14 protein-coding genes and 2 pseudogenes are annotated in these 13,346 nt (G+C 58.1%); 7 read left to right on the top strand and 9 right to left on the bottom strand.

What is annotated here, in order from left to right; translation table 11 throughout:
* A pseudogene (locus BM083_RS19040) lies at positions 1-335 on the bottom strand (hypothetical protein); the annotation flags it as partial.
* A gap of 285 nt (positions 336-620) precedes the next feature.
* Between BM083_RS19040 and BM083_RS19035 the strand changes: the two are divergent.
* Positions 621-3,392: a PEP/pyruvate-binding domain-containing protein gene (locus BM083_RS19035; RefSeq protein ID WP_089871631.1), complete on the top strand. Its 2,772-nt coding sequence runs from the start codon at positions 621-623 to the stop codon at positions 3,390-3,392.
* Positions 3,393-3,501: 109 nt separating this feature from the next.
* On the opposite strand, the gene BM083_RS19030 is transcribed toward BM083_RS19035, so the two are convergent.
* The 8 genes and pseudogenes from BM083_RS19030 to BM083_RS19000 all read right to left on the bottom strand — a co-directional run bounded on the left by BM083_RS19030 (position 3,502) and on the right by BM083_RS19000 (position 8,370).
* Positions 3,502-3,711: a DUF8129 domain-containing protein gene (locus BM083_RS19030; protein WP_089871629.1), complete on the bottom strand. Its 210-nt coding sequence runs from the start codon at positions 3,709-3,711 to the stop codon at positions 3,502-3,504.
* A gap of 53 nt (positions 3,712-3,764) precedes the next feature.
* Positions 3,765-4,028 carry a DUF7389 domain-containing protein gene (locus tag BM083_RS19025; protein WP_089871627.1) on the bottom strand — a complete coding sequence of 88 codons (264 nt, stop codon included), beginning with the start codon at positions 4,026-4,028 and terminating at the stop codon, positions 3,765-3,767.
* 171 nt (positions 4,029-4,199) lie between these two features.
* Positions 4,200-4,690: pseudogene (locus BM083_RS19020) on the bottom strand (hypothetical protein).
* A gap of 285 nt (positions 4,691-4,975) precedes the next feature.
* Positions 4,976-5,185, bottom strand: a complete 210-nt coding sequence (locus BM083_RS23870; protein WP_089871625.1) for a hypothetical protein — start codon at positions 5,183-5,185, stop codon at positions 4,976-4,978.
* A gap of 352 nt (positions 5,186-5,537) precedes the next feature.
* On the bottom strand, positions 5,538-5,699 hold the full coding sequence (locus BM083_RS23515) for a hypothetical protein (protein ID WP_177197705.1): 162 nt from the start codon (positions 5,697-5,699) through the stop codon (positions 5,538-5,540).
* Between the two features lie 248 nt (positions 5,700-5,947).
* On the bottom strand, positions 5,948-6,352 hold the full coding sequence (locus BM083_RS19010) for an SWIM zinc finger family protein (RefSeq protein ID WP_089871623.1): 405 nt from the start codon (positions 6,350-6,352) through the stop codon (positions 5,948-5,950).
* Between the two features lie 68 nt (positions 6,353-6,420).
* Positions 6,421-7,287 carry a biosurfactant protein 1 gene (locus BM083_RS19005; protein ID WP_089871621.1) on the bottom strand — a complete coding sequence of 289 codons (867 nt, stop codon included), beginning with the start codon at positions 7,285-7,287 and terminating at the stop codon, positions 6,421-6,423.
* Positions 7,288-7,416: 129 nt separating this feature from the next.
* Complete coding sequence (locus tag BM083_RS19000) at positions 7,417-8,370, bottom strand: transcription initiation factor IIB (RefSeq protein WP_089871619.1); 954 nt, start codon at positions 8,368-8,370, stop codon at positions 7,417-7,419.
* A 256-nt stretch (positions 8,371-8,626) separates the two neighbouring features.
* Here BM083_RS19000 and BM083_RS22955 point away from each other — a divergent pair, with 256 nt between their 5' ends.
* From BM083_RS22955 to BM083_RS18975, 6 genes are all read left to right on the top strand, one after another.
* Complete coding sequence (locus BM083_RS22955; protein ID WP_143085771.1) at positions 8,627-8,848, top strand: hypothetical protein; 222 nt, start codon at positions 8,627-8,629, stop codon at positions 8,846-8,848.
* A gap of 149 nt (positions 8,849-8,997) precedes the next feature.
* Positions 8,998-9,621 (top strand): Yip1 family protein, encoded by a 624-nt coding sequence (locus BM083_RS18995; protein WP_177197704.1) that lies wholly within the window; start codon positions 8,998-9,000, stop codon positions 9,619-9,621.
* Positions 9,622-11,091 carry a COG1361 family protein gene (locus BM083_RS18990; RefSeq protein WP_089871616.1) on the top strand — a complete coding sequence of 490 codons (1,470 nt, stop codon included), beginning with the start codon at positions 9,622-9,624 and terminating at the stop codon, positions 11,089-11,091.
* A complete protein-coding gene (locus BM083_RS18985; RefSeq protein WP_089871614.1) occupies positions 11,078-11,743 on the top strand; it encodes an ABC transporter ATP-binding protein in 666 nt (221 codons plus the stop codon). Before BM083_RS18990 ends, BM083_RS18985 begins: the two co-directional genes overlap by 14 nt.
* Entirely contained in the window at positions 11,740-12,870 is a 1,131-nt protein-coding gene (locus BM083_RS18980) for an ABC transporter permease (RefSeq protein ID WP_089871612.1), read from the top strand. Before BM083_RS18985 ends, BM083_RS18980 begins: the two co-directional genes overlap by 4 nt.
* A 104-nt stretch (positions 12,871-12,974) precedes the next feature.
* Positions 12,975-13,256 carry a hypothetical protein gene (locus tag BM083_RS18975; protein WP_245756948.1) on the top strand — a complete coding sequence of 94 codons (282 nt, stop codon included), beginning with the start codon at positions 12,975-12,977 and terminating at the stop codon, positions 13,254-13,256.
* The last annotated feature ends 90 nt before the right edge of the window (positions 13,257-13,346 follow it).

The following is a 13,346-nucleotide window of genomic DNA, read 5'->3' as shown; positions in this document are numbered from 1 at the left end:
AACCGAGTGATGATGTCCTTTGCGTCGTCGTCGACGTCGCCCGTGTCGGGGTCGCGACAGTCATCCAAGTCGACGCCGACGATTGGGTCCGCCTCAGTGAACACAAAGCCGACTCCATCGGCCCGGCCACGTTCAAGATAGTCACAGGCAGTCTCGAAGTCCGACCATGTTTCGGGGTCCGTCGACGACGCGAACGACCCCACCCCAGGCACCACCGGAATCTTCGTCGCTTTCCCGTCGCGTTCCGCTCGTCGCCAACACACCCACTGGGGTCGGTCAGCGAGTTCTTCCGGTATCGATTCCTGTGTCAGCATCTCGGTAGGTTTCTCAGTCATTGGGTATCTCCTCTGGAAGCTGCGCCCATTTTGGCGCCAGAAAAAATCCCCCCCGCGTTCGCTACCACAGCGACGCCGTCTCGCTCACGCTCTGTTGGGATTTCCTTGGATGCGGTGTCGCCGCCAAAACTCACTTTACGTCGTCAATAACTGTCTCTCAGTGGTTCTCGCTCATTATCGCGCTATCAACTCTGTTGTAATCTGTTGGCGTTTCCAGTCTGAGTCAGTACGCCAAGCGCTCAGCGTTATGACTACACAGCGCATATCAATGTACTACGAGGAACAATGCAAGAGGACTCGAACGGAAGTGTTGTGCAGTGGTTCCGCGATTTGGACGCCAAGGAGATCACTGTCACCGGAGGCAAGGGCGCGAACTTGGCCACGCTGACACGGGCTGGTCTCCCCGTCCCACAGGGGTTCGTCATCACCACCGCTGCGTACCGGGATCTCATTGATTCACCAGCGATTCAAGATGCGATCGCTCGATTGGACGCACTCGACCCGGGCGACACCGACGCACTCACCGCGGGCGCCGCCGAGCTCCGGTCGCTCATTGGGTATCGCGAATTTAGTGCAGACGTTGAGGCGGCGATCATCGACGCGATGACCTCGTTCGAGAACACGGACTCCTATGCGGTTCGGTCGAGCGCTACAGCCGAGGACCTGCCGAGTGCGTCATTCGCTGGCCAGCACGAGACGTTCTTGGGCGTGGCGAGCAACGGTATCTTTGACCGCGTCTGCGACTGCATGGTGAGTCTCTTCACCGACCGAGCAGTCACCTACCGGGCGCGTAACGGCATCGCCCACACCGACGCAGAGATGGCCGTTGTCGTCCAACCAATGGTCGATGCGGTGGCCGCGGGCGTTCTCTTCACGGCGGACCCTACGAGTGGGAACCGACACGTTGCGTTAATCGATGCGAGTTTCGGGCTCGGGGAGAGCATCGTCGCCGGCGACGTCACACCGGACCACGCGCTCGTGGACATCCGGACCGACGAGATCGTTGAGTATACAATCGGCACGAAGACAGTCGCTATCGAACTCCACAAGGATAGCACCCCGGATGAGACAGACGGCACCCAGAGGGTCGAACTCCCGCCCGACCGGCGGGAATCACGTGTCCTCACCGACGACCAGCTTCGCACCCTCGTTGGACTCGGTGAGCGGGCCGAGACGCTGCTCGGTGCGCCACAGGACGTTGAGTGGGCGCTCACCGACGATCAGTTCGTCCTCTTGCAGTCCCGCCCCATCACGTCGCTGTTCCCGCTTCCGTCACCAGCACCCGACGACGACCGACTCCACGTCTACATCAGTATGGGTCACATGCAAGCGATGCCAGAGGCGATGCCGCCGCTCGTCCGTGACGTCTGGCGGACCTACACTGGCAACGCGCTCTCCGCCGCCGGACTCAATGCCTCTCTCAGCAACCCGACTGTCGAGGCCGGCGGACGAATCTATATCGACGTCACCTCATTCCTGCGGGACGCCAATACGCAGGCGTGGCTCATCGAGCGACTCGCCGCCGTCAACGAACTCATTTCAGCTGGACTCGACGAAATCGTGTCGCGACGTCCCGAAGAGTTCGAATCCCGCGGCGTCACCGTCAGTGCGCTCCCAGGCTACATGGCGACAGCCGGGCAGGTAGCTCGACTTATCGGTCCGGCAATCCCACGCATCATTTGGAACCTCCTCAGTACGTTGGCTGGTCATGGACCCACCCCCAACGACGGGTCTTGGGCGCGCTTGGGCGAGCTGTTCATCGGAGAGGTGACCGATGATACGACTCCCGAATCCCGAGCCCGTGCCGTGTTCGAGGGCATCGACTTCGGACGCTTCCTCCGGGAGGTCTACCCGCAAATCAGCCCGTTATTCCTTGCATTCGCGCTTGGCGGCTGGCTTACGCGGACGTTCCCTGACCATTCCGAGGACGTGAACGCGGTCGGCAGGGGATTCGAACGCGACGTCGTCACCCGCATCAACCTCGGCCTTGGCGACCTCGCCGACGTCGCCCGCGACCACCCTGAGGTCGCCGCGGCCCTCCGAGACGGTGCCACCCTCGCGGAACTCGAGACCGTGGAGGGAAGTGCTGTCTTCATCGAGGCGTTCGAGGAATTCCTCGACGAATTCGGGCATCGGAGCACCGGCGAGATCGATCTCAGCAGGCCGCGCTGGCGCGAGGACCCCTCGATGCTCCTCGCCGTCATTCGAGCGAACCTCGCTGATGAGACGGCGGGCGACCACCGCGAACGTATCCAACGGCTCGAAGACGAAGCCGAGGCGGCCGCTTCGCGCCTTGAAGCGAGCGTCGACGGCGGTTTACTCGGACCGTTTCGCCGCCGCTACGTCCGCTGGCTCATCCGGACGTACCGCGAGACAGTCTACCTCCGGGAGTACCCTAAACAGGAAGCCGCCCGAGCGTTCACCGCATGGCGAACGGCACTCTTGGACACTGGAGAGTTGCTCGTCGCCGAGGGGCAATTCGATGACCCGGACGACGTCTGGTATCTCCGGAGGAACGAACTATTTGACGCGCTGGAGGGCGAGCGCATCGACGTCGACGTCGCTGCCCGCCGTCGAGAACATGTCCAAAACGCTGACGTGGATGCGCCGCCGGTGTTGACAAGCGAGGGGGAAGCTGTTCATGGCCACCCCGAATCAGAAACGGCTCCTGAGGGGGCTTTGGTCGGCACTGGCGTCTCGTCGGGTGTCGTTGAGGGGGTGGCCCGCGTCATTCGCGACCCGAAGACTGCGACAATCGAACGCGGCGAGATTCTTGTGGCGCCCTCCACTGATCCCGGGTGGACACCGCTGTTCCTAAACGCCGCCGGGCTGGTGTCCGAAGTCGGTGGCGCCGTTAGTCACGGCGCGCTTGTCGCCCGGGAGTACGGCCTGCCCGCTGTCGTCTCCGTTCCTAAGGCGACGAAACGGATTCGTACCGGACAGCGCATCCGCATTGATGGCAGTAGTGGCACAGTCGAACTGCTCGATACACAGTCGGCGGCTGGCGACGAGACGCACGTCGAGCAACCTGAGACTGATTCGAGTAGGGTCGAGTAAGGTTCGTCCACCGCTTTTTCTGATCGAAGAGATTCTCAGCCACCGTCTGTTGCAGCCAGCCACTGTCACTGTCGCTGTGGGTGCCGAGGTGCGACCCTGCCTTCGTTGCCTAGAGCCGTCGCCAATCACCCACCCAGATGCGGAGTTGAATCCGCACACGCTGCTGATTCGCGTTCTCGTAGGCGACACAGGCTCGAAGCGTCGCCATGTCATGGATGGTCGCGATACCTGCGTCGATGAGGTTGGTGGTTGGTGCCTCGAGACGCTGCTCCGGTGTCAGGCCGGTCGATGCTGTTGATTCAGTTGCTTCGTTGCTCATTGAGTTTCGCCTCCAGCCATCTGGTGGCGCGAAAAACCAGCTCTCCGAGCGCTCTATTCTGCCTCGCCGTCGGGTTGAATCTGCCGAGCGTCCTCAGCAAGGTCGTGCAGATAGGCTCGCAGCGTGTCCATGTCTTCGCGGGCCTCCGCAAGCGTTCGTGCTTTGACCTTGGCCGTCAGTTCGTCTTGGTCTCTCGTCGCCGTTCCACGCTTCAGCTTCACCGTCAGTGACACGCCGACGTCGCTGCGCTCGACGAATTCCGTCTGAGTTGCGTCCTCTCGATTCGACTCCGTCGCTGTTGTGTTGTCGTCAGTCATCGGTTTACTGCGAGGGTCTCTGTTCCCCCGCACCCCTCTGGGGGCGAAAAAACTCACTCGGCGCTCACCGAGTCAGCAGGTTCGTCGTCGTCGCCTTAACCAACAGAAATGGCGAAGGTCGCGCTCTGTTGGTTAAGACTATCGTGCCTGTTCTGTCGGGCGATTTCTGGCTCAGTAGTGGACGTCCGCCGGAATAATCCACACCTGCTCGTCGGACTCGAGGACGCGATCGAGTTGGTCGCGATGGCGAATCGCCCGCCGTACCCATCGTAGATGAAGAGCGACGGGCCACGGTACGCCCCGAGGTTGTAGCAAGCGTGTCGAGCGAGCTCTTTGTCGCGCATGAGTTCCTCAGTAGAGAACTCGTCGACGGCGGCTCGCACTCGTTCGAGATTCCGCTCGAATTCTTCGGTCGTTGCGCTCCATCCTCGTTCAAGGAGTTCCGATCCTTCGTCGGAGTCGACCGGGGCCACGACAGGTAATTCACCCCATCGAGCCTTTCCGGCGACAAACGTTGTCTCGTCGTCGAACGTCACATAGTAATCAAAGACGGCGGCGGTGTCTGGCCCGACGCCGACGAGACGGTCGAACGCTGCGTTACCGCTGGCGAGGGCATCGTCTCTATTCGGTGCTTCAACGAGCGCGTAGATGAGTTGGTGCATTGTGGCTCTCGGGACGCGATGTGTGTGACGCCCCGCACCCTTCGGGGGCAGAAAAACGCTCTCCGGTGCGCTCCAGTTCCTCTGTATCTCGTTGCTCTCGGTTACCCCTCAATCTGTGATAGGTTTCTGAGGCCGTGCTGAACTCAGGGCGCAAGTCGGTCACAGGTCAGTCGCGGTGGGGCGCGGGAGCAGAGTGTACAGGAGTGGATTGCTCTGAGAATTTCAGACGCTGTTGTGTGGCTATCAACAGTATAATTCTAACAGAAGGCCACGTCTGATAGGGTTTTAGAAATACGCCTTTTTGATTACGAGCAGTAACCAGACTATCGGAGCAAGAGCAAGTATCAAGCCTAATGTGCCAATCAGATAGTTCCCTTCCACAAGTCCCCGTGCCCATCCCCTTCCGAGGTGAAAAATGAACAGGCCAAGGACAACTAAAATCGCATTACGGAGGGAAAAGTCAAACCCTCCCATATTGGAATTAGTTGGTGACATTACGTGATACTCCGCCTCACCTATTGATAAATGTTCCCTCGGTACGTTCGCACGCTCTTCTTATCGGTCAATTCGATACAACAGGCTTGAAACGAATAGCGACTGCTTGCTGAACTCTCCCTCTGAGTGTTGCACGGCGCTAGTGATAGCACTCGGAGAGTTTTCTGTGGCCGTGCTGAATACAGCGCGCGTATCTCGCACAGAAGCTCTTCGGAAAACCAGTTGGTTGGATCGGTCAATACAGACGACCTCCTGTTCCGTACAGTGGACGTACTTCTTCTCGATTACTCGGGATAGTCGCGCCTGTACTACCTTGTGGCCTCGCTCTCTGACGATCCGAAACAGCCGACGCTCAGGAGGCTAGAAAGGCTATCGTAGCGAGCAGGATGACGAAGATCAGGAACGGAAGGAGGATCCAGACCACATTCCACCAGCTCGACCCAATCGAATCGTCGTCCGAAGGTTCGAGGGAACCAGGAGGGGAGTCGGCCATGGCGCTACCGGGGTCGTTCATGTGTAACGTCTTCCAGCACCAGTCATAAATACTTCCTGTGGTCACCGTTCGGAACGGCGTCGGTCAGCTCTACGTCTCTCGTCCGGAAGCGTAAGTCGCACGTATATCGGCTGGGTGATTCGATTCAGTTCGATCGAAACAAACGAAGTTGACCTGCTGACTACACTCTCTAAGTTCAGCACGCACATTCTGTCACCACCTGGAGAAATAGACCGATAGCTGCTCGCTTTGTGAGCCGTGAACCGGTGCTACTCCGGAAGCGTTCGCTTCCCGGTTCGATAACACTCCCAGCAGGGGAACCCGTCGCCAAGCTCTGCACAGTCGCATTCGTCTGTCTCCCCAGCGTCGCCGTCGCCCACGACGGTTCCGCCGTCGGCGACCGCCTGCGTTGCAGCGGCATCGAGGAGTGGAGTTCGAATCGCAACCGCGACACGGTGTTTACAGGCTGAGGAATATTTCGCGTCGGCTGGACACTCACACGCCACCGGAATCCCGTCGTCGACGGCGACGTGGTACTCGTGCTCTGCTGGCTCGGCGTGACTGCAGTTTCTGACGCGAATACCGCCATTGAGACATTCGAACTCGAATGCCTCATACTGGGCTCGTTTGACGACTCTCCGGGTTGTATCAAGGTGTGCAAATGCGTTCGTCATGGGTCAACGAGGCACCTCTCGAGTGCCCCGCACCCTTCAGGGGACAAATAAAACTTCTCTGCGTGAGCTTATTGACTCGCTCTTGGGTCAGGCCCAAAGCACGGTGCTCCACACAGAGTGCACTCACAGATTGGCTGTCCACTCCACCCACTATCGGCACTCTCCTCGAACTCAGAAACCCGATGTGTGGTCTCTCGACCACACTCCCGACACTGCAGCGACCGCTTCGTTGGTATCTGGTGTTCTTGAGACTCCGAACGCGTCTCCACGGGAGAGTGCTGGAGTGCAATCGCTGGAACGAGCCAGCCGTCGTCGTCTGCGCTCTCGAGGAGCGTCGAAAGGTGCGCTTGATCTCGAATGGCGCTCCCACTCTCGTCGTAGAAGTACGTCGCGTGTTCAGTCGCTGAGTGAGCTGTGCTTCCCCAGGTCGTTCGCTCACGAGCGACTGCAAGCACCTCCTCGCCACGCTTTGAAGCGACTCGCAGCGCAGGGGAGAGCGCTGGCCACGCGTCGGTCACCTGTGCGGCAGGCTCCTCGTCGAAATCGTAGATGAGCTGGCACTCGTCGACGGCGGGGTCGGACTCATTTGTCGCAAGTAGTCTCGCTGCAGCGGCTCCTTTTGCGACGGCGCCGTAGTACGTCGTCGACTCGACGAACAGGTGTACGACGTGCAGGAGCGACAGCTCGGTATCCGAGTGATGCTGCTCGTCCGATGGATCGAGAGTGAGACAGAATCGGCACTTTGGCTGGCCGGGTGGAATCGACGTCCCACAAGAGGGACAGTTGGCCTCTCGTTGTTGAGCCTCGGCTGGGTAGCCTGCGATGGAACGCCCGTTGTTCTGCGCGTCGAAATGAGTACCGAGTTCGCGATCCGGCATCCGGGTTGCTTCACCCACCGGACGGAGTGCTTCGTAGTCGGCGTAGTGGTCAGTCATCGGCTTGTCTCGATTTTATCCGTCCTCGTATTTCAATATCCAGACGACCCCGACGAAGCGTACTCGGGTTGCGTTCGGCCACAGAAGCACTCGTCTTGTCTGTCGACGCTGTCCTCTCCTGAATGAATCCTACGTTGATGCGACTTGGACCTCCCCAACGATTAGCTCGATGAGTTCTGCATGTCGTGCTCGCAATGTCGCCGGCGTCGTTCCGGCGGCCGCTGCAACCTGTGTCTGTGTCAGCGACTGGCCGTGTTCACGACTGGCGAGATAGAGACAGGCTGCGGCGACGCCAGACGGCTGATAACCGTTCGTAATGGACGTCTCATGCGCACGCTCGGCCAATCTCTGCGCTCGACGACGAACCCGTGTATCGACATCGAGTTCCGAAGCGAGTTTGGGAAGTAGCGATTGTGGGGCGACGGGCTGTGTCGGGAGTCCCAGTTCTCTGTTCAACGTTTTGTACGCGTTCGTCACGCCCGAGTGGTCGACACGAGCAACGTCGACGAGATCGTCACGGGCGAGTGGCCGTCCGTGACACCGACAGACTCCGTAGACACTGGCGGCAGCTACCGCTTCGATCGATCGACCAAGCAAGAGGTCCTCACGTTGGGCACTCCGGAAGAGCTGACACGCTTGGTCACGAACTGAACCTCCGAGTCCGAGAGCGCTTGCGACTCTTCGAACCTCACCTAACCCGTGCGCGAGGTTCCGCTCGGCTTTCGATTGGAACCGGCTACGACTGTGTTCACGCCGCATCCGGGCGAGCTGACGTCGTTTCGACCCAGAGAGCGTGCGTCCCTTTCCATCGGTTCTACGCCCAATTTCGGTCGATAAGCCCCGGTCGTGACGGGCCGCTGTGAGAGGAGCACCCGTCCGTTCGCGGTTGTCGCCGTCTTCGAACGAGCGCCACTCGGGGCCGTGGTCGATCTCCTGGTCGGCGATGACCAGTCCACAGTCTTCACAGACTGTTTCCACCGCGTTCGTCGCCACGTGGCCGTTGCATTCGGGACAGTTGTTCGAACTGGACTCACACTGGACGTCTTCGTCGAAGGCCGTTTCGTAGATGTTTCTCGTTGCCATGGTACTCACGAGGGACACCAGACGAATCGCACGTCTCCACGCGCCCCTCACCCCTCAGGGGCAGAAAAACAACACTGCGGTCTCGTCGAATTCCTAAGAGTCTGACAGAATATGCGTGCTGAACTTAGAGGGTGTATTTGACACTGGAATCTTGTTTGCTTAGTCCCAATGGTGCTGAGTTGACCCAGATCTAACACATGTGTTCCTTTCTGATTGTCACAAAATCTATTTGTCTACTCTAATGATTGCTACCTATATGCCCTCCCAGAAAGCAGGAAGACTAGTAGTCCTGACAGCTGTCCCGATAATTGTCTGCTCTGCGGTCTTTGTCCTATATGCCGGTGTAAGTGGCTCTTTACCATCAATTTTTGGCTTCGAGAAAGGGTATGTTATGATAGTTGGTTTACAGCTTATAGCAGCGATCGAGATGTTACTAATGGGCTCTAATTATCGTCTACTATCATACGGTTTTGACTGATAGCTTGCCCATGCATGACAGAGTGATAACTCGCCTGCAAACATACTTAGACAATCCAAACAGTTCATCACAAATTAATATTCTTATAGTGAAAATCTAACATCTGTGACAACAAAAACAATAAATATGACTGCAGAGACACACAATCTGTGAACGTCCTGACTAGCCCCAACGAGTTCTTCCGTAGAGAGTCGGAAGACCCCCGCCTCCTCCAACCAGCGCTTATCGTCACCGCTGTCGCACTGCTCGGCGTAGCCCTTCAGTACGTCCTCTTTTCGACAATCTCTGCATCGATCTCAAATCCCGATACAGCAGGATTCATGAACCTCATTATGTACGTCTCAATGGCGTTCTCGTTCCTCGCTGCATTCCTCGGGTGGCTCATCTACGCCGGAATTTTCTACCTCCTCTCAATGATCTTCGACGGGGAGGGGTCCTTTGGAACCGTGTTCAAACTCGTCGGCTGGGGATACGTCCCTGGTATCTTCTCGGCCGCTGTGACCGGCGTCGCCTATCTAGTTTTCCTCGGTGGTGACTCGGTCAACTCGCCGACTGGGTTCGCAGCGGCCATGCAGAACCCACTTAACGGACCCATTTTGTGGGCAATCTCCCTGTTCGGTATCGTGTTCACCCTCTGGCAAGGTGCCCTGTTCGCCTTTGCTATGAGGCATGGACGAGATCTCACGATGAAGCAGGCCGCACTCGTCGTTTCTCCCCTGATTCTGCTATCAGTCGGTGGGAGTATCTTCACCATCGTTAGCGGACTGGTGTAGATGGAGCGACGAGTCCTCCCGATTGTCGCTCTCGGCGTATTACTGTGTTCGGCCGTCCCGTTCGGAGTCGTCACGGCGGCGGAATCGAACGTTGCTATCGCGAATGTCACCGCGACGCCCGACCAGCCGGCCCCCGACGAACAGTTCACCGTGGAGACGACTATCACGAACGCACAGAACTCCGAAGCGTTCGACGTCGAGAGAGTGACCGTTGAGACGAACAAGGGCGTGACAAAGGCGATCATCAACGACCCCGGAACGATTCCCGTCGGCGCGTCGATGACCGTTCCGTTGACAATGTCACTCGGTTCGACGGGAAGTCAGTCCCTTCGTGTCGAAGTGGAAGGAGAGTCTGCGTCTGGCACACAACGAGAACTCAGGTATCCCCTCTCAGTGATTGTTCGGAGAGGTGGACCCCAACTGGAGATGGGTGTCGGAAAAGCGGCGGTGAACGCACCGACGCCGGTCGAGGTAACCGTCTCGAATGGCGAGCAGGAAGCGATTCGCAATCTCGACGTCCGACTCAAAGGTGAGTCCTTCGATACCGACGGAGCCAGACGCATAAACGCGACACTCGACAGTGGTAGTGAGCGCACCTTCACACTAAAACCGACGCCAACGACTGTCGGAATGCACAACCTTACTGCCGTCTTCCGGTTCACGACCCCATCAGGTGAGAACCGCGTCGTCAGAGAGACGCGGACAGTCGACGTCCAGCGACTCCGTCAAGACGTCAGCGTCTCGGCGCGAGTCGAACAAGTCAACGGCTCGACGACCCTCCCCGTCAAAGTTCAGAACTTCGGGAACGCACCGCTCGCTGGCGTCGTCGTCTCTGCCCGTGACGACGAGACTACTCTCGGTCGAGAGAGTGCCGGAACAATCGAACCGAACGGATCAAAAATCGTCCAACTACCGATGGAGAAGGTGAGCGGTGAAGAGATCGACGTGACTGCGACCTATCTGCTCGGCGACCAACGCCGGAGCGAAGACACCACAGTCGCATACGACGCACTGCCAGGGTCGTTGGACCTCACGGGAACCGCTTTCGAGCGTGACAGTGACGTCTATCGAATCACCGGGAGTGCGAGTAATCTCGGGCTGACAGACGTGGACGGCGCAATCGTCAGCGTCCAGTCAGCCGACGGTGTGACGCCACGTGGACCGAGTAAAGAATACTTCATCGGGACGGTCGAAGCAAGTGACTTCGTCACGTTCGAACTAACCGCTGCACTCGAAGCGAACACGACAGCGATACCAATCGATGTCTCCTACCTCGTCGATGGCGAGCGCGTCAACAAGACGGTTCTCGTCGAACGCGACGTCTCGTCGACAGAACCTGTCGCACGACAGAACAACTCGAACGATGGGTCTGGAGGACTTCTCGTCCCAGCGATAGTCACACTCGTCGTTCTTGCACTCATCGCGGTGAGCGCCGTGATATTCGTGAGGCGGTACAATGACGGCGATTGAGGTCACGAACGTCACGAAAGAGTACCAGACGGGCGAGGAGACGTTTCTCGCTCTCAAGGGAATCGACTTCAGTCTCGCTCGCGGTGAGTTCGTCTCCATCATGGGACCCAGCGGAAGCGGGAAGAGTACGTTCCTGAACATCATCGGCCTCCTCGACCAGCCGACGACGGGATCAGTCTCGCTGGATGGACAAGACGTTACAGAGCTCACGGATCGTCGGCGGACGACCGTTCGCAAGCAGACGATCGGGTTCATCTTTCAGGACTTCTTTCTCATCCCGACGCTCTCTGCCAAAGAGAACGTCGAGCTTCCGGCGATATACGAGATAGACGAAACCATCCGTAGTCGGGCGACGATGCTTCTCGAACGGGTTGGCCTCGGGAACCGACTCAAACACCACCCGGACCAACTATCGGGTGGCCAGAAACAACGCGTGGCTATCGCCCGGTCGCTCATCAACTCACCGCGAATCCTCCTCGCCGACGAACCGACGGGAAACCTCGACAGCGAAACAAGTGAACAAGTTCTGGACGAGTTTACGCGTATCGCACGAGACGAGAACGTCGCAATAATCGCGGTGACGCACGACCCACAGGTGACAGAGTACACTGATCGGACAATCGAACTCCGTGACGGGAGGCTCACGTCTTGAACTTCGGTTTTCTCGACGAGCGGTTTCCATCGTTCAAACTGGCACGACGAAACCTGACGCGGACTCCACTCCGATCGGGACTGGCCGCACTGGGAATCGTCATCGGCGTCGTCGCAATCGCCTCGTTAGGCATGTTTGCGACGTCTCTCCAAGTGAATGCTGAGGACGTGACGAGCGAGACGAACTCGCAAGTGTCAGTCAATCCCGGTCCTGCTGCGCGTGACGGCCGCCTCTCGGAGCGCGACGTGCAAGACGTGGGACGGGCGGTCCCGGGAGCGACGGTCATACCACAGAAGCAGATACAAGTGCCAGTGTCGGCCGGACGGGATAACTCGCTAGAACGAGCGTCGGTGGTGGGGGTTGAACGACCGGATGCGTATCTAGAAGCGAGTGAAGGACAGGTACCAGCATCGTTCCAATCGGGTGTGCTCGTAGACTCGCTCATTGCAGAGACGCTTGAGGTTGAGGTCGGCGAGCGAGTCGAAATCGACGGCCGCAGTACGCGTGTTCGAGCAGTCGTCGACGGTGGGGGATTCTCCGCAAACCTCTACGTACCGATACAGACCGTCGAAGCGGATGGGTACTCCTCTGTCATCGTCATTCCTCCTGAGACACAGACCGCGAACGAGACGGCGACGACGATTCGCGAGCGACTGAACGTCCGAGAGGAACGCGTACAGGTTCCAAACCCGGACCTGCTCTCGGGACTCATCTCCGGTTTCTTCGACATTCTGCGCGGGTTCCTCACCGCGATCGGGTCGATTTCGCTCATCGTCGCCGGCGTCAGTATCCTCAACGTCATGCTGATGAGTACGATTGAACGTCGTCAGGAGATCGGTGTTCTCCGTGCAGTCGGGTTTCAGAGGCGAGATATTCTGAAGATTCTCCTGTCCGAGTCGATGCTCCTGGGCGTTATCGGTGGTCTCGTCGGCGCTGTCGTCAGTATCGTCGTCTCACTCGGTGTGAACTACTACTTGGTGGACGACGCCATGTTGACCTTCCACCCGCGAAACCTCGGCGTCCTCGTTATCGCGTTCGTCTTTGGAATCGTGACGAGCATCGGAAGCGGACTCTATCCCGCGTGGAAGGCTGCAAACGAACAGCCCGTGGAGGCACTCCGAAGCTAGGAGATGGAAAAGACCGTCACACAGTGTGTGTAATGTGGTGTGAAATCAGTCTCTTTGGCAGTTTACGAACGGAAGTGCATCGCTCCCTCAGAAATTAGTAAACGATGATTGATAAGATCTCTATGGAACGGTTGTATATCTACAACAGCGCCCTTGCAGTGGTTGGACTCTCTGTTGGGTTCCCAGCAGCGCAGCCAATCATTTCTGGCAATTACAGTATTTCGACATTGCTTATGGGAATCGGTGGAAGTGGGATGATTATCGGTGCTGGCTACGAATCACTGCGAACTAACCCTGATGAGTTCAACGTCTCTGCCACCGCTCTATTTACGGTAGTTGGTGCCGCTTGTGTAAGTCTCCTCGGAACCGTTCTTTCCATAGTGTGACCGATTCACGCTCTATTCAGCACGGCCACAGCAACCTCACTGAACACTGTCAGAATCGCCGTGACACATACGAGGATGTGTCTGTCAGTA

The sequence above is a fragment of the Halogranum rubrum genome, from assembly GCF_900114455.1.
Classification (GTDB): domain Archaea; phylum Halobacteriota; class Halobacteria; order Halobacteriales; family Haloferacaceae; genus Halogranum; species Halogranum rubrum.
Note: the sequence above shows the minus strand (reverse complement) of the source record. Positions and strands in the feature narration are given on the sequence as shown.